The sequence below is a fragment of the Amycolatopsis sp. Hca4 genome (genome assembly GCF_013364075.1).
In the GTDB taxonomy this organism is placed as follows: domain Bacteria; phylum Actinomycetota; class Actinomycetes; order Mycobacteriales; family Pseudonocardiaceae; genus Amycolatopsis.
The window spans coordinates 7,511,145-7,531,892 of record NZ_CP054925.1 but is presented as its reverse complement, the minus strand read 5'-3'; the positions used below and the strand labels follow the sequence as shown (position 1 = coordinate 7,531,892).

General features: G+C 70.2%; 16 protein-coding genes and 1 pseudogene. 8 read left to right on the top strand and 9 right to left on the bottom strand.

Going from position 1 to position 20,748, the window contains the following annotated elements:
* Nucleotides 1–96: 96 nt before the first annotated feature.
* On the bottom strand, nucleotides 97–618 hold the full coding sequence (locus HUT10_RS34060; RefSeq protein ID WP_176174940.1) for a carboxymuconolactone decarboxylase family protein: 522 nt from the start codon (nucleotides 616–618) through the stop codon (nucleotides 97–99).
* Between the two features lie 308 nt (nucleotides 619–926).
* Between HUT10_RS34060 and HUT10_RS34055 the strand changes: the two genes are divergently transcribed.
* Nucleotides 927–1,718: a DUF2382 domain-containing protein gene (locus HUT10_RS34055; protein ID WP_176174939.1), complete on the top strand. Its 792-nt coding sequence runs from the start codon at nucleotides 927–929 to the stop codon at nucleotides 1,716–1,718.
* A gap of 157 nt (nucleotides 1,719–1,875) precedes the next feature.
* Here HUT10_RS34055 and HUT10_RS34050 read toward each other — a convergent pair whose 3' ends face one another.
* From HUT10_RS34050 to HUT10_RS34030, 5 genes and pseudogenes are all read right to left on the bottom strand, one after another.
* A complete protein-coding gene (locus tag HUT10_RS34050; protein WP_176174938.1) occupies nucleotides 1,876–3,765 on the bottom strand; it encodes an acyl-CoA dehydrogenase in 1,890 nt (629 codons plus the stop codon).
* A gap of 80 nt (nucleotides 3,766–3,845) precedes the next feature.
* The gene (locus HUT10_RS34045; RefSeq protein WP_176174937.1) at nucleotides 3,846–5,231 is read right to left on the bottom strand and encodes a glycoside hydrolase family 28 protein; all 1,386 of its coding nucleotides are present in this window, start codon (nucleotides 5,229–5,231) and stop codon (nucleotides 3,846–3,848) included.
* 718 nt (nucleotides 5,232–5,949) lie between these two features.
* On the bottom strand, nucleotides 5,950–6,507 hold the full coding sequence (locus tag HUT10_RS34040; protein ID WP_176174936.1) for a hypothetical protein: 558 nt from the start codon (nucleotides 6,505–6,507) through the stop codon (nucleotides 5,950–5,952).
* Nucleotides 6,508–6,595: 88 nt separating this feature from the next.
* Nucleotides 6,596–7,475 (bottom strand): annotated as a pseudogene (locus tag HUT10_RS34035) (IS5 family transposase).
* A gap of 59 nt (nucleotides 7,476–7,534) precedes the next feature.
* Complete coding sequence (locus HUT10_RS34030) at nucleotides 7,535–9,502, bottom strand: thioredoxin domain-containing protein (protein WP_176174935.1); 1,968 nt, start codon at nucleotides 9,500–9,502, stop codon at nucleotides 7,535–7,537.
* A 139-nt stretch (nucleotides 9,503–9,641) separates the two neighbouring features.
* On the opposite strand from HUT10_RS34030, the gene HUT10_RS34025 reads away from it, so the two are divergent.
* The 3 genes from HUT10_RS34025 (at nucleotide 9,642) to HUT10_RS34015 (ending at nucleotide 15,369) form a co-directional block, all read left to right on the top strand.
* Nucleotides 9,642–11,435: an RICIN domain-containing protein gene (locus HUT10_RS34025; RefSeq protein ID WP_254897140.1), complete on the top strand. Its 1,794-nt coding sequence runs from the start codon at nucleotides 9,642–9,644 to the stop codon at nucleotides 11,433–11,435.
* A gap of 68 nt (nucleotides 11,436–11,503) precedes the next feature.
* Entirely contained in the window at nucleotides 11,504–12,880 is a 1,377-nt protein-coding gene (locus tag HUT10_RS34020) for a 3' terminal RNA ribose 2'-O-methyltransferase Hen1 (protein WP_176174934.1), read from the top strand.
* On the top strand, nucleotides 12,877–15,369 hold the full coding sequence (locus HUT10_RS34015) for a polynucleotide kinase-phosphatase (RefSeq protein ID WP_176174933.1): 2,493 nt from the start codon (nucleotides 12,877–12,879) through the stop codon (nucleotides 15,367–15,369). Before HUT10_RS34020 ends, HUT10_RS34015 begins: the two co-directional genes overlap by 4 nt.
* A gap of 200 nt (nucleotides 15,370–15,569) precedes the next feature.
* On the opposite strand, the gene HUT10_RS34010 is transcribed toward HUT10_RS34015, so the two are convergent.
* Together HUT10_RS34010 and mca are read right to left on the bottom strand one after the other, a co-directional pair.
* The gene (locus tag HUT10_RS34010) at nucleotides 15,570–15,890 is read right to left on the bottom strand and encodes a hypothetical protein (protein ID WP_176174932.1); all 321 of its coding nucleotides are present in this window, start codon (nucleotides 15,888–15,890) and stop codon (nucleotides 15,570–15,572) included.
* A complete protein-coding gene (gene mca / locus HUT10_RS34005; RefSeq protein ID WP_176174931.1) occupies nucleotides 15,887–16,807 on the bottom strand; it encodes a mycothiol conjugate amidase Mca in 921 nt (306 codons plus the stop codon). Before mca ends, HUT10_RS34010 begins: the two co-directional genes overlap by 4 nt.
* 131 nt (nucleotides 16,808–16,938) lie before the next feature.
* Here mca and HUT10_RS34000 point away from each other — a divergent pair, with 131 nt between their 5' ends.
* From HUT10_RS34000 to HUT10_RS33990, 3 genes are all read left to right on the top strand, one after another.
* Nucleotides 16,939–17,382 carry a DUF4307 domain-containing protein gene (locus HUT10_RS34000; RefSeq protein ID WP_176174930.1) on the top strand — a complete coding sequence of 148 codons (444 nt, stop codon included), beginning with the start codon at nucleotides 16,939–16,941 and terminating at the stop codon, nucleotides 17,380–17,382.
* Nucleotides 17,383–17,577: 195 nt separating this feature from the next.
* Nucleotides 17,578–18,081 (top strand): transcription elongation factor GreA, encoded by a 504-nt coding sequence (greA, locus tag HUT10_RS33995; RefSeq protein ID WP_176174929.1) that lies wholly within the window; start codon nucleotides 17,578–17,580, stop codon nucleotides 18,079–18,081.
* A gap of 48 nt (nucleotides 18,082–18,129) precedes the next feature.
* Complete coding sequence (locus tag HUT10_RS33990; protein ID WP_176174928.1) at nucleotides 18,130–18,933, top strand: MBL fold metallo-hydrolase; 804 nt, start codon at nucleotides 18,130–18,132, stop codon at nucleotides 18,931–18,933.
* A gap of 4 nt (nucleotides 18,934–18,937) precedes the next feature.
* Here HUT10_RS33990 and HUT10_RS33985 read toward each other — a convergent pair whose 3' ends face one another.
* Entirely contained in the window at nucleotides 18,938–19,411 is a 474-nt protein-coding gene (locus tag HUT10_RS33985; protein ID WP_160696256.1) for an Lrp/AsnC family transcriptional regulator, read from the bottom strand.
* 109 nt (nucleotides 19,412–19,520) lie between these two features.
* Between HUT10_RS33985 and hppD the strand changes: the two genes are divergently transcribed.
* The gene (gene hppD, locus HUT10_RS33980; protein WP_176174927.1) at nucleotides 19,521–20,720 is read left to right on the top strand and encodes a 4-hydroxyphenylpyruvate dioxygenase; all 1,200 of its coding nucleotides are present in this window, start codon (nucleotides 19,521–19,523) and stop codon (nucleotides 20,718–20,720) included.
* The last annotated feature ends 28 nt before the right edge of the window (nucleotides 20,721–20,748 follow it).

Sequence of the window (20,748 nt, the reverse complement as noted above, 5' to 3'; positions counted from 1 at the left end):
TTGGACAACGTCACCCGTCCCGGCAGTCAACCGTTCCACGGCGGGCAGTGTCCACAGTGGCGTGCCACCTTGAAGGGTTCCACCTCCGCGCGATCGTCACCATCCAAGCTGGACTGACGGCCGCGCGGCGGTGAAAGTCCCGCTCAGCCGAACATCCCCCGGCTGGTACTCGCCCGCCGGGTTGCGGGCGATCACGTTGAGCCGGTTCCACGCGTTGATCGTCGCCACCAGGGCGACCAGCGCGCCGATCTGCTCGTCGTCGTAGTGCTTGCGGACCGCCGCCCACGTCTCGTCGGTGACGCCGGTGTGCGTGTCCGCCAGCCGGGTCCCCTCCTCCGCCAGCGCCAGGGCCGCGCGCTCCGCCTCGGTGAACACCACCGCTTCGCGCCACGCCGCCACCATCGCCAGGCGGACCGGCGTCTCGCCGGCCGCCGCCGCGTCCTTCGTGTGCATGTCGAGGCACATCCCGCAGCCGTTGATCTGGCTCGCGCGGATCTTGACCAGCTCCTGCGTCGCGTGCGGCAGCGACGACTCCTCCACCGGGCGGGACGCCGCGATCAGCCGCTTGACGAACTTGCCGGTGACCTCGTTCTCGAACACGTTGATCCGGGCTTCCATGGCCGTTCCCCTTCCGTCGTCTGCTTCACCCCCTTGACGACTGCGGCGGCGAGGTTGTGACAGCGCCCCGGGTGACGCCGGTCACGGCGAAATCAGGTCCACACCTTCGCGTCCCCGCCACCGCGGCCGATCACGCCGGCGCACCGCGCCCGACCTGCGGACGGTCGTGGGCGTGGCCCGTCGGCGGCGCTTCAAACGCTCACGTTCAGGGGTCACCCACGGGAACACCACGACGGTTGCCGGGCCCGGCGGCGCGGCCGACGGTGATGCTGATCAAGCAATCGACGCGTGGAAGGAGCACGACCGCGATGGCCAGGACCCTGCAGCCAGAAGAACTCATCGACAGCGCCGTGGTCGACCCGGACGGCAACAAGCTCGGGAAGGTCGGCAACGTCTACCTCGCCGACGCGACGCACCAACCCGAGTGGATCACCGTCAAGACCGGCCTGTTCGGCACCAAGGAAAGCTTCGTCCCGCTCACCGGCGCGCACACCGACCGGGACGGCGTCCACGTCCAGGTGGACAAGGACCGCGTCTCCGACGCGCCCCGCATCGACGCCGACGGGCACCTCTCCCCCGAGGAGAGCACGCAGCTCTACCAGCACTACGGGCTGCCCGTGCCGCGCACCTCGGCGGACGGGCGGATGGACCGCGGCACAGACCGCGGCGCGGACCGGGGCACGGAACGAGGCACCGACCGCGGCCGCGGCGCCATGGGCGGCAAGCACGACGACCGGGCCATGACGCGCTCCGAGGAACGGCTGAACGTCGGCACCGAGCAGGTCGAGACCGGGCACGTGCGGCTGCGCAAGTACGTCGTCACCGAAGAGCAGCAGGTCACCGTGCCGGTGCGGCACGAAGAGGTCCGGATCGAACGCGAGCCGATCACCCGCGCCGACGGCGGCCGGGCCGAGATCGGCGAGGCCGAGCAGGACGTGGTCCTGCACGCGGAGAAACCCGTGGTGCGCAAGGAGACCGTACCGGTCGAACGGGCACGCCTGCGGAAGGAGACGGTCAGCGACGAGCAGACCGTGTCCGGCAAGGTCCGCAAGGAGCAGTTCGAGGTCACCGACGACGACCGCAAGAACCGCCGCTCCTGAGAGCTCCCGGGCGGGTGGCCGGTCCCCGATACCGGCCACCCGCCCGGGTCACCCCGCGGCGGAAGCCACCCGGGGCTCGGTGATCGCGGCCACTGAACGCCGAACGATGCCGGGCCAACCGGGGCTCCGCCACCAGGGAAACGCCCGAAACCGCCGATCAGGACGCCAGCATCGGCGCGGCGAGGAACTGCTCCGGGATCGCGAACGCGTCCACCAGCGTGCGCGCGTGCGGCCGCAGCTCGGCGCACAGCCGGTTCACCGCCGACGTGACGGCCTTCGCCCGCGATGCCGTCAGACGGCCGTGGCCCAGGAACCACGCCAGGTCCTCTTCGATCGCCGACAGCGCGTACAGGTCGCAGACGCGTTCGAGTAGCGCCCGGGCGTCCGGGTCCTCGCAGCGTTCGACGGCCGCCGCGAACGCCTCCAGCACCAGGCGCTCGACGTGGACCCGGCCCGCGCGCAGCACGTGGTCCTGCGCCGCGTTGAACACGCCGAACGGGTCGGCGGCCGCCTTGCGCAGCCGCTTCGCCACACCCTCGACGACGTGCTGCTCGCGGTCTTCGAACAGCTTCAGCTGCCACTCGCGGCGGAAGAAGACGTCCGAATCGGACCCGTCGGTGAGCGAGTCGAGCGCCTTGCGGACCGAGGTGCGCTCCAGGAGCGTGTTGACCACCTGGTCGGTGAAGAACCGGGCCGTCGCCAGCGGCGAGAGGTCCTCGAAGTCCTGCTTGTAGCTGGTCAGGAGGCCCTTCGCGACCAGCTGCAGCAGCACCGTGTTGTCGCCTTCGAACGTCGTGAAGACGTCGGTGTCGGCCTTCAGGCCCGGCAGGATGTTCTCGGCCAGGTACCCCGCGCCACCGCACGCCTCACGGGCCGCCTGGATCGTCGCCGTCGCGTGCCAGGTGTTGAGGGCCTTCATGCCTGCCGCGCGCGATTCCAGCTCGCGCTGCTCCTCCTCGGGCGCCGACGCGTCGATGTCGTGCAGCTTCGACACCAGCTCTTCCTGGGCGAAGTGCAGTGCGTACGTCTTCGCCAGCGCCGGCAGCAGCTTCCGCTGGTGCCCGAGGTAGTCGAGGATGACGACCTCGTCGCCGTCCGGCTTCATGAACTGGCGGCGGCGTTCGCCGTAGCGGACGGCCAGGGCGAGCGCGCGTTTGGTGGCACTGCCCGCGCTGCCGCCGACGCTGACCCGGCCGCGGATCAGCGTGCCCAGCATGGTGAAGAACCGGCGGCTGTCGCTTTCGATCGGGCTGGAGTAGGTCCCGTCCTCGGCGACGTCGCCGAAGCGGTTCAACAGGGCCTCGCGCGGCACCCGGACGTTGTCGAAGCCCAGCCGTCCGTTGTCGACGCCGTTCAGGCCCGCCTTCGGCCCGCAGTCCTCGATGGACACCCCGGGCATCGGCGCGCCTTCCTCGTCGCGGATCGGGACGAGGAACGCGTGCACCCCCCGCGATTCCCCGCCGGTGATCAGCTGGGCGAAGACCACCGCCAGCCGCCCGTCGCGGGCGGCGTTGCCGATGTACTCCTTGCGGGCCATGGCGTCCGGGGTGTTGATCACGAAGCTGCCGTCCGCGAAGGTCGCCGTGGTGCCCAGGTGCTGGACGTCGGAACCGTGGCCGTGCTCGGTCATCGCGAAGCAGCCCAGCACGTCGAGGTCCACGATCCCGCGCAGGTACCGCGCGTGGTGGCGCTCGGTGCCGAGCAGCTGGACGGCGCCGCCGAACAGGCCCCACTGGACGCCGGCCTTCACCATCAGCGACAGGTCGCCGTAGCCGAGCATCTCGAACGACGTCACCGAGCCGCCGACGTCGCCACCGCCGCCGTAGGCCGGGTCGAAGCCCAGGGCGGGACGGTCGGTTTCGGCGAGCGCGCGCAGCTGGTCGAGCACCTGGGCGCGGTGCGCCTCGACGTCGAGGGCGACCGGGTCCCGGAACTTCGTCTCGGCCATCTGCGCCCGCACCCCGCGGCGCAGCTCGGCCCAGCGGCCGTCGAGGACGGCGGTCAGTGCGTCCGGATCCACCTTCGATGGCACTTCGGGAACGTCCACGGCTACCTCCGGAAAGGACGAACGGCAGGCTTCCTACTCGTTGGTAGTAAGCCTGCCGCAGCGCCGCCGATCCCGCAGGTTCAGATCGGCTTGCCGTTGACCGTCACCTTCGTGAAGCTGGCGTTGTCCACGTACTTCAGCGTGTTGGACGTGTCCGAGACGCCCTTAAACGTGGAATTCGCCACGGCGAACCCGTGCACGTGGGCGTTCGAAAGCCCGCTGACGTCGAACGTCTTGCCGGCGATCTTCGTGCTCGAGCAGTTGCTGATCGCGAACGGCCCGAACGACGGGACGTGGCTGCCGGTCTGGCTGTTGTAGGTGGACGTCACGTACACGAAGTTCCGCGCGAACGTGCCGGAGACGCTGTCGAGGTTGATGTTCTCGGAGAACCCGCCGCGCAGGGTGTTGGACTTCACGTACAGCGCGAACTTCGTGTCGCCCTTCACGGTGAGCTGGTAGGCGTAGACGTTGCGGATCCCGCCGGTCTGCTCGCTGCCGCAGGTGATCGCGCCCCAGTTGCCGTTCATCACGCAGTTGACGACGACGAGGTTCTGGCACGGGACGTTCACCCGCCGCCCGTCGGCGTCGCGCCCGGACTTGATCGCGATGTTGTCGTCGTGCGCGCCCAGGGTGCAGTTCGAGATGACGACGTGGTCGCACGACTCCGGGTCGCAGCCGTCGGTGTTGCTGTGCGCGGTGCTGGGATCGGTGCTGACGCCGTCGACGGTGACGTTGCGGCACAGCGTGGGGTGCAGCTGCCAGAACATGGAGTTCTTGAGCGTGATGCCTTGGATCAGCACGTTTTCGCAGGCGTACGGCTCGACGAAGGTAGACCGCATGGTGTGGCCCGAGCCCGGCACCACCCGCTTCTCGGGCGCTATTCCCTTGTCCACCAGCGTTTCCAGGTAGGCACGATCGCTGCCCTTGTTCCACGACGACGTCGCCGCCGCGTCGAGCGTGCCGCTGCCGGTGAGGCCGATGTTCTTTTCCCGGTAGGCGTAGACCATCGGCGAGTGGTTGACGCACTCGATGCCTTCGTAGCGGGTCAGGACGTTCGGGAACTTCGCCGCGTCGCCGCTGAACTTCAGCACCGCGCCGGATTCGAGGTGCAGGTCGACGTTGCTCTTCAGGTAGATGGCACCGGTGAGGAAACTGCCGCCGGACGGCACGATGACGTGCCCGCCGCCGGCCGCGTTGCAGGCTTCGATCGCCTTCTTGATCGCCGCGGTGTTGTCGGTCTTGCCGTCGTTCTTCGCGCCGTAACCGGTGATCGGGAAACTGCGGTCCGGGAAGACCGGGATCGTCGTGTTCGCGACGATGTCGTTCGCCGCCGGCCACGGGAGCGTGGGGACGTCGATGCGGGGCGCCGCCGAAGCCGGTGACCCGGGCAAGACCGGGAGCAGCGGCATCGCCGCGACCGCGAGGCCGCCCTTGATCAGCTGCCGCCGGGTGAACCTGCCGTCCATGGACACTTCCTTCACGGGAGTACCTGGTGCGACGGCGGAACCGCGGCACGGACCGCGGGCACGACGAAACTCTAAGCGGGCAACCGGCTCCAGGTCCAGGCTTGCGCGACCGCCGAACCGGCTGCCATGATCGCGGCATGTCGATCCGAAAGGGCGTGCGCGCCCTCGCTCGTTGAGCGCCTCCCGGCGGCCGGACCGCCGAACTTTCGATGTTTCCCGGTGGCTGAGCCACGCCTTCCGCACGGACCACCCCGCTCTCCGGCTTCCCCCGATCCGGGGAAGGCCGGGCTTTGAGCTGCGGCGGAGCGGGATGCGCCGGATGGGCTGAGCGCCCCAACGGCCGGCCATCGCGGCGTTCGAGAACACGGCTCGGGTGCGGCTGAACCGTTCCGGACACGGGGCAACCGGAACGGCGCCCGGGGCGTGGTTCGTGCGACGGCAGCGGGGTTCCCGAAACCGGTGCTGGTCGCGGATTGAGGCGGGATGAGCGGGCCGCGGGGTGCCACCGAGGGGGCGGCACCGCGCGGCTTGCTGCGCCGCGCGGTGGGTAGCGGGGTCGTTGGGTGCCGTCGAGGGGGCAGCACCCAGCGGCTCCGCCACCTGCCGTGCCCGCCCCGTCCGGGCGGCTTGCCCGCCGCTGGTGGCGGGCCGTGGCTGCGACCGGCTGCTGCGGGGCAGAGGCATGGGGTGCCGGCCGAAGGGACGACACCCCCTCACCTCACCCCAGGTCCGGCCCCTTCGCGCGCAGGTCGTCGACCTTCGTCATCGCTTCGCGCAGCTCGCCCAGCCAGCTGTCCGCGTGCTGCCCGACCAGCCGGACCGCCCACGCCAGCGCGTCCGACCGCGACCGGGCCACTCCCGCGTCCACCAGCGTGTCCAAGACCAGCCGCTCCGGCTGGCGCAGCCTTGTCATCACCGGGGCCGAGTGCGTCGTGAACAGCGCCGTCGAGCCACCCAGGCGCGCGCCCCACGACACCTTGCGCTGGTAGCGGTGCTCCGCCTGGCGGGCTATCTCGATGCGCTCGTCGCGCGTCTCCTCGCGGTACCTGCTGATCCTGCCCTCTTCGGCCGCCGCTCGGGCTGCGTCGTCCGCGTACTCCTCCGTCAACGGAGGGAGCTCTCCGACCACGATGATCTCTTCGCGGTCGACCGTCACCTCCGGTGCGCCCGTGAACCAGCCGTCCGGCAGGCGGCCGCCGAACCAGGCGGCCGCGTCGTCCGCCGGCGGGACCTCGGCCTGCTGCCAGCCCCGGCTTCCGCGCCATCCGCGTCCCATGTCGTACCTCCGGATTACATGATTACATCGCTACCGAAGTTACGCCGATGCACGTCACCTGGACATGACGTTCACCTAGGGCCTGTCCTCAAAGCCAGAGGAGCAGTGTGGCCAGGTCGATCATGCTCCGGTAGGAGGTGGCGGTCTTGTCGAAGCGGGTGGCGATGGCGCGGAATTGCTTGAGTCGGTTGAAGCAGCGTTCGACGATGTTGCGGCGCCGGTAGGCAGTGCGGTCGAAGGCCGGTGGACGACCACCCGCCCGACCCCGTCGCCGCCGGTTGGCCTGCTGGTCACGGCGTTCGGGAATGGTCGCCGGGATGCGCCGCCGACGCAGATATGAGCGGATGGCTCGGCTGGAGTAGCCCTTGTCGGCCAGGACCCGGCTCGGCCGGGTCGCCGGCCGGCCAGGACCTGGCCGGCGGAACTCGATGCCCGCCATGACCTGGATGAACTGGGTGCAGTCGTTGACGTTGCCGCCGGTCAGCACGATCGACAGCGGTCGGCCGTGGCCGTCGCAGGCGAGATGAATCTTGGTCGTGGGTCCACCCCGGGACCGGCCGATGGCATGATCACCTGGCTCGTTATGCCCGCCGCAGGATCCGCTCGCCCCCTGTGTGCGACGCGGTGGCACGGCGGGCGCCGGCGGCGTGCTGATGCGCGCGCACGATGCTGGAGTCGACCGACACCTCGCGGTCAAGTTCGTCGATCGCCTCGGCGATCACGCGGACCTGTGCCACCAGCGCGGACAGGGTACCGGTGCGTGACCAGCGCCAGAACCGGTTGTAGACCGTCTTCCACGGCCCATACCGCTCCGGCAGGTCACGCCATGCAACTCCAGTCTTGGCCTTGAACAACATCCCGTTGATCACCCGACGGTCATCCACCCGCGGGCGTCCCTTCGCACCCGACACCGGCAGCAACGGCTGGATCACCTGCCACTGCTCATCGGTCAGCTCATGCCTGCGCACCACAACTCAAGATCGAAGCAGATCAACCACCACCGCTTTGAGGACAGGCCCTAGGGCGATCAGAGCCGGGCGGTGAGCTCCTCGACCGACGTCACCGGGCGGTCGCACACGTACCCCCGGCACACGTACGCCGCCGGCGCGCCCGCGACCAGCGGACGGTCGGCCAGCAGCGGGACGCCCGGTGCGTCCGGCTCACCGGCCAGCACGATGCCGCCGCCGTGCACGCCACGGGCCGCGGCCAGCCGCAGCGCCGGGTCCGCCCCGGCCACCGCGACCTGCACCGGGCCGGCGTGGGCCGCCTCGGCCACCGACAGCCAGTGCCCGGCGAACCGCGGTACCCGCCCGGCCAGCACCCCGGCCCGCCGCAGCGCCTGCTCGGCCGCCTCGCGGTAGCGGCCGGCACTCTCGTGCCCCGCGAGCGCGGACGCCGTCAGCAACGCCCCGGCCAGCGCGGACGCCCCCGACGGGCTCGCGTTGTCACCCGGGTCGGCCGGGCGCTGGACCAGCGTCTCGGCGTCGTCCGCCGTGTCGAAGTACGCGCCGGGGACGTCCGGGTCCGCGAAGTGCGCCAGCGCCAGGTCGAGCAGCCGGGTCGCTTCGGTGAGCCACTTCGCCGACCCCGTCGCCTGGTGCAGGGCCAGTAATCCGTCGGCGACGCAGGCGTAGTCCTCCAGCACCCCCGCGGACTCGCCGGCGACGCCGTCGCGCGAGCTGCGCCGCAGCCGTCCGCCGACGACGTGCACCCGCAGCAGCAGCTCGGCCGCGGACACCGCCCACTCGATCCACTGTGGACGATCCAGGGCCACCCCGGCCTCGGCCAGCGCCGTGATCGCCAGGCCGTTCCAGGACGCGATCACCTTGTCGTCCCGGCCCGGCTGCGGCCGCTTCGCGCGCGCCTCCAGCAGCTTGACGCGCACCGGCTCGGGCAGGTCGCCGAACAGGCGCAACGTCGAGGCCCCCTCCTCGAAGGTGCCTTCGGGAGTGACGCCGAACAGCTCGGCCGCGGAGTCGTCACCGACCACCTCACGCAGCTGCTCCGGCGTCCAGACGTACGTCAGGCCTTCGACGCCTTCGGTGTCCGCGTCGAGCGAAGACGCGAAGCCCCCTTCCGGCGTCCGCAAGCTCTCGAAGAGGAACTCCGCCGTTCCGGTGGCGACGCGCAACGCCGTCGCCGAGCCGGTGCGCCGCCACAGGTGCGCGTAGAAGCGCAGGAGCAACGCGTTGTCGTACAACATCTTCTCGAAGTGGGGCACGATCCACTCGGCGTCGACGGAGTAGCGCGCGAAGCCGCCGGCCAGCTGGTCGTACAGGCCGCCGCGGGCCATCGCCTCGGCCGTTTTGTCCACAAGAGACAGTGCGACCGAAGAACCCGTGCGCTCGTGGTGGCGCAGCAGGAACTCCAGGACCATCGACGGCGGGAACTTCGGCGCGCGGCCGAACCCGCCGTTGACGCTGTCCGCCTCCTGCTCGAGCTTGCCGACCGCCCCGGCGAGCACCGCTTCGTCCACGACGGACTCCTGCAGCGGCCCGGTCTGCTCGGCGAGGTGGGCGACGATCTGCTTGGCGCCGTCGAGCAGCTCGTCCGGCCGCTCCTGCCACGCCTCGGTGACGGCGGCCAGCAGCTGCCGGAACGACGGCATCCCCGGCCGCGGCGACGGCGGGTAGTAGGTGCCGCAGTGGAACGGCTCGCCGTCCGGGGTCAGGAAGCACGTCATCGGCCAGCCGCCCTGGCCGGTCATCGCCTGGGTGGCGGCCATGTACACCGCGTCGATGTCGGGCCGCTCCTCGCGGTCGACCTTGATGTTGACGAAGTTCCCGTTCATCAGCGCCGCGGTCCCGGCGTCCTCGAACGACTCGTGCGCCATGACGTGGCACCAGTGGCAGGCGGCGTACCCGACCGACAGCAGGATCGGCACGTTCCGCCGTTTCGCCTCGGCGAGCGCGTCCGGCCCCCACGGCCACCAGTCGACCGGGTTGTCCGCGTGCTGGAGCAGGTACGGGCTGGTCGCGTGCGCGAGGCGGTTCATGCCTCCAGGGTCGCACCCGGGAAAACCGGGCGCGCGGGCAGCGGCCGGAATCACGGCAACCTTTCCGGACCCGGCGGCAACCCAGTGCCGTCCGGCCGCGCGGCCGGCGTCAGAGGCAGCGACCGAAAGAGAGCACGACATGCCCCCTCGCCCACCCACGCCGCCCGGCCACGACCGTCCGGGACGGCACCGCGGCCGCCGGCTGTTCCAGCGCCGGGGTTTCTGGGCGGCCGTCGTCCTGTCCGTCGTGACCGGTTCCGTGGTCGTGGTCAGCACGGCCTCGGCGGACACCGTCGACCCGAAGTCCTGGTACGTCCTGGTCAACCGCAACAGCGGCCAGGCACTGGACGGCTTCGGCTACGCCAGGAACGACGGCGCCGCGGTGGTCCAGTGGGGCCGGTACGACGGGACCAACCAGCAGTGGCGGTTCATCGACGCGGGTGACGGCTACTACCGGCTGCAGAACCGCAACTCCGGCAACGTGCTGGACGACTTCCGCTGGTCGAAGACCGCAGGCTCGGCCATGGTGCAGTGGCACGACCTGAACGGCGCCAACCAGCAGTTCCGCCTGGAGAAGTCGCCGGACGGCCAGGTGCGCCTGATCAACCGGTTCAGCGGGATGGCCCTCGAGGTCCAGGCCGGGTCCAGGACCGCCGGGGCCCGCGTCACCCAGTTCTGGGACTGGGGCGGCGCCAACCAGCAGTGGCAGCTCGTCCCGGCCGGCAGCGTCGGCAGCACCGCCCCGCCCACGACGGCCACCACCCCGCGCACCAGCGTGACGACGACGAGCCGGCCCCCGGGCAGCTCCCGCCCGCCGGCGACCTCGACGGCGCCGGCCACCACCGCCGCTGCTTCCACGACCCGGTTCATGGGCGGCAACACGCTGCTCATCGGCGGCTCGATGAACGACGCCTCGGCGACGGCCGCGCCGTTCGACGTCCGCTACAACTACGTGCACAGCCAGCCGGCGCCGTCATCGGACTACTACACGGCGGCCCGCTGCAAGGCCGAGTGGTCGAGCTGGTGGGGCTGCTGGACCGGCGAAACCACCGCGCCCGGCTTCTACGTGACCTGGGGCGACCAGCACGTGGCCCAGGCCACCTACCAGGGCAAGGCGCGCCCGCAGAAGTACCTCTGGACCTGGTACTCGCTGCGCGACCTCGGGGACGCGGCCGGCCAGGGCGACGGCCCCGGCGAAGTCGTCGCCATCAACCGGACCGACCTGCTCACCCGGTACCTGAACGACTACCGCTTCTTCCTCCAGAAGATCGGCACCTCGCACGACCTGATCGACCTCGAGCCCGACTTCTGGGGCTACGTCCGCTCCCTCGGCAGCCCGCACCAGGTTCCCGCGCAGGTCAAGGCCGCGAACCCGGCGGACTGCGGAACGCAGGAGAACAGCGCGGCCGGGCTGGCCGCCTGCCTGGTCGCGATGGCGCACAAGTACGCGCCGAACGCGGGCGCCGGCCTGCACCTCACCTGCTGGGACTGGGAGAACGACGTCCAGAAGTGCGTGAAGGACTACGCGGAACTGGGCGCGAAGAACGCCGACTTCCTGGTCACCGACGTGTCGGACCGCGACGCCGGCTGGTACGCGAAGCCGGCGAACGGCGGCCGGAACACGTTCTGGACCGACCAGCAGGCCGCGGCCACGCTGAAGTTCTACAAGACCATGGCCGAGTCGACGGGCAAGCCGGTGGTCCTGTGGCAGGTCCCGGTGGGCAACATGAGGCAGAACAACACCCTCAACCACTACCAGGACGACAAGGTCGACTGGTTCTTCTCGCACCTGGACCAGGTGGCGGACGCGCACGTCGCCGCCATCCTGTTCGGCGCGGGACAACAGGAACAGACCACGGTCGAGACCGACGGCGGAAACCTGATCGGCAAGACGATCGCCTACCGCAACTCGGGCGGGACACCGCTCAGGTAGCCGACCGGTGACCGCGCACCCGCGAAAACCGGGGGCGCGGTCACCGGCCGCTCCGCCACACTGAGCCGGTGTTGCTGACCATCACGACGACCCGGAACCCGGCCACCGATCTGGGCTTCCTCCTGCACAAGCACCCGGAGAAGGCGCAGTCGGTCGCGCTGTCGGCCGGCACCGCGCACGTCTTCTACCCGGAGGCGGCGCCGGACCGCTGCACGGCCGCGTTGTTCGTCGAAATCGACCCGGTCGGGCTCGTCCGCGGGGGCGGGACGTCGCTGACCCAGTACGTCAACGACCGGCCGTACGCCGGGGGCTCCTACCTCGCGGTCGCGCTGCGGGCCGCGTTCACGACCGCGCTCGCGGGCCGGTGCACCGCGCGGCCCGAACTGGTCGACGAGCCCTTCGACCTGGAGCTCCGCCTGCCGTCGCTGTCCGCTCGCGGCGGGGCCGAGGTCGTGCACAAGCTGTTCGAGCCGCTCGGCTGGCGCGTTTCGGCGACGTCGATCCCGCTCGACCCGCAGTTCCCGCAGTGGGGCGAAAGCCGCTATGTCGACTTGACGCTCACCGGCACCCAGCGCGTCGCCGACGCCTTGCGCCACCTCTACGTGCTGCTGCCTGCCCTCGACGGCGACAAGCACTACTGGGTCGGCCAGGACGAGGCCGACAAGCTGCTGCGCGCCGGCGACGGCTGGCTCGCCGGGCACCCCGAGCGCACGCTCATCACGAACCGCTACCTCGAGCGGCGCCGCCCGGTCGTGGCGTACGCGCTTTCGCGGCTGGCCGAAGCGGACGACGTCCCGGCGGAGGCGGAAGCACTGGTCACGGAGGTCGCAGAGGTCACAGACAAGCCGCAGAGCCTCGCTTCACAGCGCCACGGCAGCGTGCTCGCCGCGCTGCGGGCCGCGGGCGCCCGGCGGGTGCTGGACCTCGGCTGCGGCTCCGGCGCGCTGCTGCGCGTGCTCGCGAAGGAGCGGTCGTTCACCGAGATCGTCGGTGTGGACGTGTCGAGCAGTGCGTTGAGTATCGCCGAAAAGCGGCTGAAGGAGGGCTCCCGCGTCACGCTGCGGCAGTCCGCGCTGACCTACGCGGACCCGGCGCTGGCCGGGTACGACGCCGCCGTGCTGATGGAGGTCGTCGAACACGTCGACGAAGAGCGGCTGCCTGCCCTCGAACACGCGGTGTTCGGGGTCGCGGCGCCGCGCACGGTGCTCGTCACGACGCCCAACGCGGAGTACAACCGGCTGTTCGAGTTCCTGCCAACGGGGCATTTCCGGCACGCCGACCACCGGTTCGAATGGACCCGAGCCGAGTTCCGCGCCTGGGCGGACGGCGTCGCGACCCGGCGCGGCTACGACGTCCGGTACCTGCCGATCGGACCGGAGGACCAGGAATCGGGACCGCCGACCCAACTGGCGGTCTTCACCACCCAAAAGGAGGTGGCCGCGTGAAGCTGACCGTCCCCGACATGGCGCTCGTCGTGCTCGTCGGTGCTTCCGGCTCCGGCAAGTCGACCTTCGCGCGCACGCACTTCGCGCCGACGCAGGTGCTCTCCAGCGACTTCTTCCGCGGGCTCGTCGCCGACGACGAGAACGACCAATCGGCCAGCGCCGACGCCTTCGACGCGCTGCACTACGTCGCGGCGAAGCGGCTCGCGGCCGGCCGGACGACCGTCATCGACGCGACGAACGTCCAGCGCGCTTCGCGGGCCAGCCTGGTGAAACTCGCGAAGGAGCACGACGTGCTGCCGACGGCGATCGTGCTGGACCTGCCGCTGCGCGTCTGCGTCGACCGCAACGCCGGGCGGCCGGACCGCGACTTCGGCGAGCACGTCGTCCGGCGGCAGCGCGGCGAGCTGCAGCGGTCGCTGAAGTCGCTGGAGCGCGAGGGCTTCCGGCGCGTGCACGTGCTGCGGTCCGAAGCCGAGGTGGCCGCGGCCGAGATCGTGGTCGAGCCGCTGCGCAACGACAAGCGTGAGCTGGCCGGGCCGTTCGATGTGATCGGCGACGTCCACGGCTGCGCGGCCGAGCTCGAGGAGCTGCTGGCCGAGCTGGGGTACGTCGACGGCGTGCACCCGGCCGGGCGGACCGCGGTGTTCGTCGGCGACCTCGTCGACCGCGGCCCGGACACCCCGGGCGTGCTCCGGCGCGTGATGGCGATGGCGTCGTCCGGCAACGCGCTCGTCGTGTGCGGCAACCACGAGCAGAAATTGGTGCGTGCGCTGCACGGGCGGAAGGTCAACGTCGCGCACGGCCTGGCCGAGTCGCTGGAGCAGCTCGGCGCGGAAAGCGAGGAGTTCCGCCGCAGCGTCCACGAGTTCTGCGACGGGCTGATCGCGCACTACGTCCTCGACGGCGGCAACCTCGTCGTCGCGCACGCGGGGCTGCCCGAGCGCTACCACGGACGCGCGTCCGGGCGGGTCCGCAGCATGGCGCTGTACGGCGACACGACCGGCGAGACGGACGAGTACGGCCTGCCGGTGCGGCTCCCGTGGGCCCGCGACTACCGAGGCTCGGCGATGGTCCTCTACGGGCACACGCCGACGCTGGAGCCGGAGTGGGTCAACAACACGATGTGCCTCGACACGGGTGCGGTGTTCGGCGGGAAGCTGACGGCGTTGCGGTATCCGGAGCGCGAAGTCGTCTCGGTGAAGGCGCTCCGGGTCTGGTACGAGCCGTCCCGTCCGCTGGACGCGGCACGGCCGCTGGGCGGCCGCGAGCCGGCGGTGCTGGAGCTGGCCGACGTCACCGGAAAGCGGATCGTGCAGACGGCGCACCACGGCCGCGTCGGCGTCTCGGCGGAGCAGTCGGCGGCGGCGCTGGAGGTGATGAGCCGGTTCGCGGTCGACCCGCGCTGGCTGGCGTACCTCCCGCCGACGATGGCCCCGTGCTCGACATCGGCCCACGGCGGCTACCTGGAGCACCCCGAGGAGGCGTTCGCCGAGTACCGGTCGGCCGGGGTCCAGTCCGTGCTGTGCGAAGAGAAGCACATGGGTTCCCGTGCGGTGGTGCTGGTCTGCCGCGACGAGGAGGTGGCGTACCACCGTTTCGGAATCCGTGGCGGCGGCGCGGTGTACACCCGGACCGGCCGCCCGTTCTTCGCGGCCGCGCAGAACAACGAGCTCCTGTCCGACGTACGCACGGCGGCAGAGGGCCTGTTCGAAGAGCTGAACTCGGGCTGGCTGCTGCTCGACGCCGAGCTACTGCCGTGGAGCGCAAAGGCGGGTTCCCTGATCGCGGACCAGTACGCATCGGTGGGAGCGGCCGCCGAAGCGGTCCTGCCCGCGGCGGCGGCAGCATTGACGACGGCGGCCGCCCGCGGCATCGACGTGGGCGACCTGCTGGCCCGAACGGCGTCTCGTGCATCCACAGTGGACGCCTACCGGAAGGCGTACCGCCGCTACTGCTGGCCGACCGAAGGCCTGGACGGCGTCCGCCTGGCACCGTTCCAGCTGCTGGCCTCGGAAGGAAAGGCCTACCACGACCGCCCGCACGCGTGGCACCTGTCGATGCTCGACAGCCTCACAGGCCCCCGCTTCCAGCGCACCCGGACCCTGAAGGTCGACCTCCTGGACGACGCATCGGTGGCCCGGGGAACCTCCTGGTGGGAGGAACTGACGGAAGAGGGCGGCGAGGGAATGGTGGTCAAGCCGGCAGCCAACCTGACCCGCGGAACCCGAGGGCTGGTCCAGCCCGGGGTGAAGGTCCGAGGACGCGAGTACCTGCGCATCATCTACGGCCCGGACTACACACAGCCGGAGAACCTGGAGCGGTTGCGCAAGCGAGGCCTGAACAGAAAGCGGATGTTGGCACTCAGGGAGTACGCACTGGGCTTGGAGGCACTGGAGCGCGTAGCGCGAGGAGAGCCACTGTGGCGGGTACACGAGTGCGTGTTCGCCGTGCTCGCACTGGAATCGGACCCGGTGGACCCCAGACTCTGAACAAAGCAAGAGGACCACCGCAAGGTGCCCAACGCGAGGGGAAAGCCCAACAGGACCACAACGGAACCCAGACCCCCCGCACCCCCGATCCGAAGCCAAAACACGGCCGGCGGCAGGTTGTCAAGGCACGCTTTCCCGCCTTGACAACCTGCCGCCGGCCGTAGTCACAATCGGGCTTCGGGGTTGCGAACCCGAGAATCTCAGTCGGTTTTGGAAGAAGAAGCCCCATTAGGCTCCTTCTTCTCCGGCTCCACAGGAGCTTCAACCGCCGAATCGTCAGAAGCCTCCTCAGCCGGAGGCTCGTCAAAACTGGCCGGAACCCGCTTCAAATGCTTGGTCATCGAACGAACCAAAAACGCCACAGCGATGAGAAACAGGATCAGCACCAGAAAGCCGACCGGAGAGGACTTGCCGAAGTCCTCCCCCTGCCCACCGTTGTCGCCGTTGCCCGGCTGCTGCGCCAGCACCAGGGCCGACGCGGTCACCGGAAGGGCCACGCCGGCCGGCAGCGTCAGACTCATGTGTCCACCTTCTCCTCGGCGCCGGTGATGCCGGCGAACAGGTCGTCCTCCGGCAACGTGCTGTCGACCAGCGACTTCACCAGCTCGTACTCCTCGGTCGGCCAGACCTCGCGCTGCATGTCCCGCGGCACGGCGAACCAGCGGCTGGTCGGGTCGATCTGCGTGGCGTGCGCCTTCAGCGCCTCGTCCCGCGCCTCGAAGTATTCACTGCACTCGACGCGGGTGGTCACCCGCTCCATCACATCGCCCCGGTCCGGGTCCCAGTTGGCCAGCCACTCGGTGTACGGCGACTCGAGCCCGGCCTTCTTCAGTGCTTCGTCGAACAGCAGCATCCGGGCCCGCGAGAAGCCGTGCACGTAGTACAGCTTGAGCGGCTGCCACGGCTCGCCGGCGTCCGGGAAGCGCTCCGGGTCGGGTGCCGCGTCCCACGCCGCCATCGAGACCTCGTGGGTGCGGATGTGGTCCGGGTGCGGGTAGCCGCCGTTCTCGTCGTACGTGGTGATCACGTGCGGGCGGAACTCGCGGATCACGCGCACCAGCGCCTCGGTGGACTCCTCCAGGGGCACGACGGAGAACGACCCCTCGGGCACCGGGGGCAGCGGGTCGCCCTCCGGGAGGCCGGAGTCGACGAAGCCCAGCCAGCGCTGGCTCACACCGAGGATCTTGGCCGCGCGGGCCATCTCCTCCCGGCGGATCTCGGCCATGTTGGCCAGCACCTCCGGCCGGTCCATGGCCGGGTTGAGGATGCTGCCGGCTTCGCCCCCGGTGCACGTGACGACCAGCACCTCGTGCCCCTCGGCGGCGTAGCGGGCCATCGTGGCCGCACCCTTGCTCGACTCGTCGTCCGGGTGCGCGTGCACGGCCATCATGCGCAGGCGCGGGTTGGCGGTTTTCCTCTGCTCGTCGGCGTCCACCATGCTCCGAACGACTCCCCTTCTGCCCTTATTCCGCGACCCACCTGCGGGTCGCCCACCCAGCGGGCGGATACTCGGGATGTACCCGCACCATTGTCCCCACGGGTACGACAAGAACGAGCAGGAGGCCCGGGTTGGCAGGCGGACCGGCGGAAACGGCAGCGCCCGCGCTGCTCGCGGACCGCTACGGCGCCGGACGCGCGAAGACGTCCCGGCGCTGGCGGCGCTGGCTCTTCCTGGCCATCGCCCTGCTGGTCAGCGGCCTGATCGCCTGGGTCGCGTACGTGAACCTCGGTTCGGCGCCGATCGACGCCGAGCGCATCGCGTTCAGCGGAAAACCGGGCAACGCGATGGAAATCACCCTCAACGTCACCCGGGACGACGACAGCAGGCCCGGCGTGTGCGTGGTCCGCGTCCGCGACAAGACCGGCGCCGAGAGCGGCCGCAAGGAGCTCCTCATCCCGGCCGGCGCGAAGTACAACCGGATCAGCACGACGATCAAGAGCATCGGGGAACCGGTTACGGCAGATGTCTTCGGCTGCTCGTACGACATACCACGGTATCTGTCAACCCCATAGCGGCCAACGGGGTGAACCGCGCGCTCAACGCCCGGAGCGCGGGGAAATAACGGGCGTCGACCTCTTGCGCCGTGATAGTCTGACCATTCAGCACGGCCCGCGACGGGCCGTGTTTTTCCTTTATCTCAGCCACGCGGGCACCTACGCCCGCGTGGGCCGGCTTGAACACGCAAGCCTGGCAGGCCCGACGAGGAGATGGTGACCGTGAGCGACACCAAGGTGACCTGGCTCACCCAGGATGCCTACGACCGGCTCAAGCACGAGCTCGACGAAATGATCGAGAATCGGCCGGTCATCGCCGCGCGCATCAACGACAGCCGCGAAGAGGGTGACCTCAAGGAAAACGGGGGTTACCACGCGGCTCGTGAGGAGCAGGGCCAGGCCGAGGCGCGCATCCGGCACCTGCAGGAGCTGCTCCGCTCGGCCAAGGTCGGCGAAGCGCCCGCGAACGACGGCACGGCCGGCCCGGGCAAGGTGCTCACCGTCCGCTACGAGGGCGACGACGAGGACGAGAAGTTCCTCCTGGCCACCCGTGAAGAGGGCGCCGAAGGCGAGCTCGACGTGTACTCCCCGGAGTCGCCGCTGGGCAAGGCCCTGCTCGGCGCCAAGGAGGGCGAGTCGCGCGAGTACGAGCTGCCCAACGGCAAGGTCCAGAAGGTGACGCTCGTCAAGGCGGTTCCGTACACCGACGACAAATAACGCGGATAGCGTGTCCTCCCAGGATCCACATTCTGGGAGGACAGCACCGTGAGCACCGAACCGATGTGCCAGGCCTGCGGCATGCAGTACGCCGCGGCCCGGGAGAACTGCCCGGTCTGCGAAGACGAACGCCAGTACGTCCCGCAGTCCGGGCAGCAGTGGACGAACCTGTCCGCGCTCCGCGAAAGCGGCACCTACACCCCGCGGATCGAAGACCAGGGTCCCGGCATCGTCGGCGTCGGCTCGAACCCCGGTTTCGCGATCGGCCAGCGCGCGCTGCTGGTGCGGGCCCGCTCGGGCAACTTCCTCTGGGACTGCGCCGCCTACCTCGACGACGCGCTGGTCCAGCGGGTCCGCGACCTCGGCGGGATCACCGGCATCGCGATCAGCCACCCGCACTACTACACGACGATGGTCGAGTGGGCGCGCGCGTTCGACGTCCCGGTCTACCTGCACGAAGCCGACCAGCAGTGGATCGGCAGGCCCGACCCGGCGGTGAAGCTGTGGTCCGGCACCACCCTGGACCTCGCCGACGACCTGCGGCTGATCAACCTGGGCGTGCACTTCGACGGCGGCACGGTGCTGCACTGGCCGGACGGCGAAAACGGCCGGGGTGCGCTGCTGTCCGGCGACATCGTGCAGGTGATCCCCGACCGGACGCACGTGGGCTTCATGTACAGCTACCCGAACCTGATCCCGGAGCGGCCGAGCGTCGTCCGCCGCGCGGCCGAGCTGCTCGCGGGCTACCGCTTCGAGGCGATCTACGGCGCCTGGTGGGACGCGGTCGTCCGCACCGACGGCTTCGAGGTCGTCCAGCGGTCGGCCAAGCGCTACCTGGCCCAGGTCGTCTGAGCCCTCAGCCCCGCGCGGTCCGCTCCAGCAGGGGGCGGACCCGCGGCGGCACCGGCGTCGACAGGGCGATCGACGTCGACGTCCGCAGCACGTCCGGGACGCCGACCACCTCGTCGATCACCCGCTGCAGGTCGTCGTTGCCCCGCGCCACCATCCGGACGAACAGGTCGCCCTGGCCGGTGGTCGCGTGGACCTCGCACACCTCGTCGATCGCCGAAAGCGCTTCCGTCACCTCCGCGCGGCGGCCCTGGGCGATCTCCAGCCACGCGAACGCGGTCAGGCCGTAGCCCATCGCCGCCAGGTCCAGCTCCGGCGGGAAGCCGCCGAGGATGCCGCGCTCGGTCAGGCGGTCGAGGCGCGCCTGGACCGTCCCGCGGGCCACCCCGAGGCGGCGGGCGCACTCCAGCACCCCGAGGCGCGGCGAATCGGTGAGCAACAGCAGCAGCCGCGCGTCCAGCGCATCGAGGTTCTCGGGCATGCGCAGATTGTCCATCATGACGGCCGGTGCCGGGCATGCACCGGGCAGATTGACCAGTAAAAACAGAGACCATTGCCCAGATTGCCTCGCTGGGTTGATCCTTCGAGGTATGACCCAGACTGCCGAACCCCAGGGTGCCCTCGACGACGTCAGCTACGACCAGCTGCGTCAGCTGGTCGGGCTCGTCGACCACGACGCCTCGACCGACCCGTTCCCGGTCAAGGCCATGGACGCGGTGGTGTTCATCGCCGGCAACGCCACCCAGACCGCCTGGTACTACCAGATCGCGTTCGGGATGCAGCTCGTCGCCTACTCCGGTCCCGAGACCGGCGACTTCGAGCGCAAGTCCTACGTGCTGAAGTCCGGCTCGGCCCGGTTCGTCATCACCGGCGGCGTGAAGCCGGACTCCCCGCTGCTGGACCACCACCGCAAGCACGGCGACGGCGTCATCGACCTGGCGCTGGAGACCACCGACGTCGACAAGTGCATCGAGCACGCGCGGGCACAGGGCGCGACCATCCTCGAAGAGCCGCACGACGTCTCCGACGAGCACGGCACGGTCCGCGTCGCCGCCATCGCGACCTACGGCGAAACCCGCCACTCGCTGGTCGACCGGTCGCGCTACAACGGCGTCTACCTGCCCGGCTACGAGCCGCGCGAGAGCACGATCAAGCGGCCCGAGGGTGCGCCGAAGCGGCTGTTCCAGGCCGTCGACCACTGCGTCGGCAACGTCGAGCTCGGCAAGATGGACTACTGGGTCGACTGGTACCACCGCGTCATGGGCTTCGTGAACATGGCGGAGTTCGTCGGCGACGACATCGCGACCGAGTACTCGGCCCTGATGAGCAAGGTCGTCTCGAACGGCAACCACCGGGTGAAGTTCCCGCTGAACGAGCCGGCCGTGGCGAAGAAGAAGTCGCAGATCGACGAGTACCTCGAGTTCTACGACGGTGCCGGCTGCCAGCACATCGCGCTGGCCACCAACGACATCATCGCCACGGTGACGGCGATGCGCGCCGCCGGCGTCGAGTTCCTCGACACCCCGGACTCCTACTACGACGACCCGGAGCTGCGCGCCCGGATCGGCAACGTGCGCGTGCCGATCGAGACGCTCAAGGAGCACAGCATCCTGGTCGACCGCGACGAGGACGGCTACCTGCTGCAGATCTTCACCAAGCCGATCGGCGACCGCCCGACCGTGTTCTACGAGCTGATCGAGCGGCACGGCTCGCTGGGCTTCGGGAAGGGCAACTTCAAGGCGCTGTTCGAAGCGATCGAGCGTGAGCAGGAGCGCCGAGGCAACCTCTGACATCTCGTCTCGGCGAAGGCCACCGTAG

What these genes read in the sequence shown, in the direction of transcription:
- HUT10_RS34055 (WP_176174939.1), top strand. Translation starts at nt 927, where the DNA reads ATGGCCAGGACCCTGCAGCCAGAAGAACTCATCGACAGCGCCGTGGTC.
- HUT10_RS34025 (WP_254897140.1), top strand. Translation starts at nt 9,642, where the DNA reads ATGCCCCCTCGCCCACCCACGCCGCCCGGCCACGACCGTCCGGGACGG.
- HUT10_RS34045 (WP_176174937.1), bottom strand. Translation starts at nt 5,231, where the DNA reads ATGGACGGCAGGTTCACCCGGCGGCAGCTGATCAAGGGCGGCCTCGCG.
- HUT10_RS34040 (WP_176174936.1), bottom strand. Translation starts at nt 6,507, where the DNA reads ATGGGACGCGGATGGCGCGGAAGCCGGGGCTGGCAGCAGGCCGAGGTC.
- HUT10_RS33985 (WP_160696256.1), bottom strand. Translation starts at nt 19,411, where the DNA reads ATGCCCGAGAACCTCGATGCGCTGGACGCGCGGCTGCTGCTGTTGCTC.
- hppD (WP_176174927.1), top strand. Translation starts at nt 19,521, where the DNA reads ATGACCCAGACTGCCGAACCCCAGGGTGCCCTCGACGACGTCAGCTAC.
- greA (WP_176174929.1), top strand. Translation starts at nt 17,578, where the DNA reads ATGGTGACCGTGAGCGACACCAAGGTGACCTGGCTCACCCAGGATGCC.
- HUT10_RS34030 (WP_176174935.1), bottom strand. Translation starts at nt 9,502, where the DNA reads ATGAACCGCCTCGCGCACGCGACCAGCCCGTACCTGCTCCAGCACGCG.
- mca (WP_176174931.1), bottom strand. Translation starts at nt 16,807, where the DNA reads ATGGTGGACGCCGACGAGCAGAGGAAAACCGCCAACCCGCGCCTGCGC.
- HUT10_RS34010 (WP_176174932.1), bottom strand. Translation starts at nt 15,890, where the DNA reads ATGAGTCTGACGCTGCCGGCCGGCGTGGCCCTTCCGGTGACCGCGTCG.
- HUT10_RS34060 (WP_176174940.1), bottom strand. Translation starts at nt 618, where the DNA reads ATGGAAGCCCGGATCAACGTGTTCGAGAACGAGGTCACCGGCAAGTTC.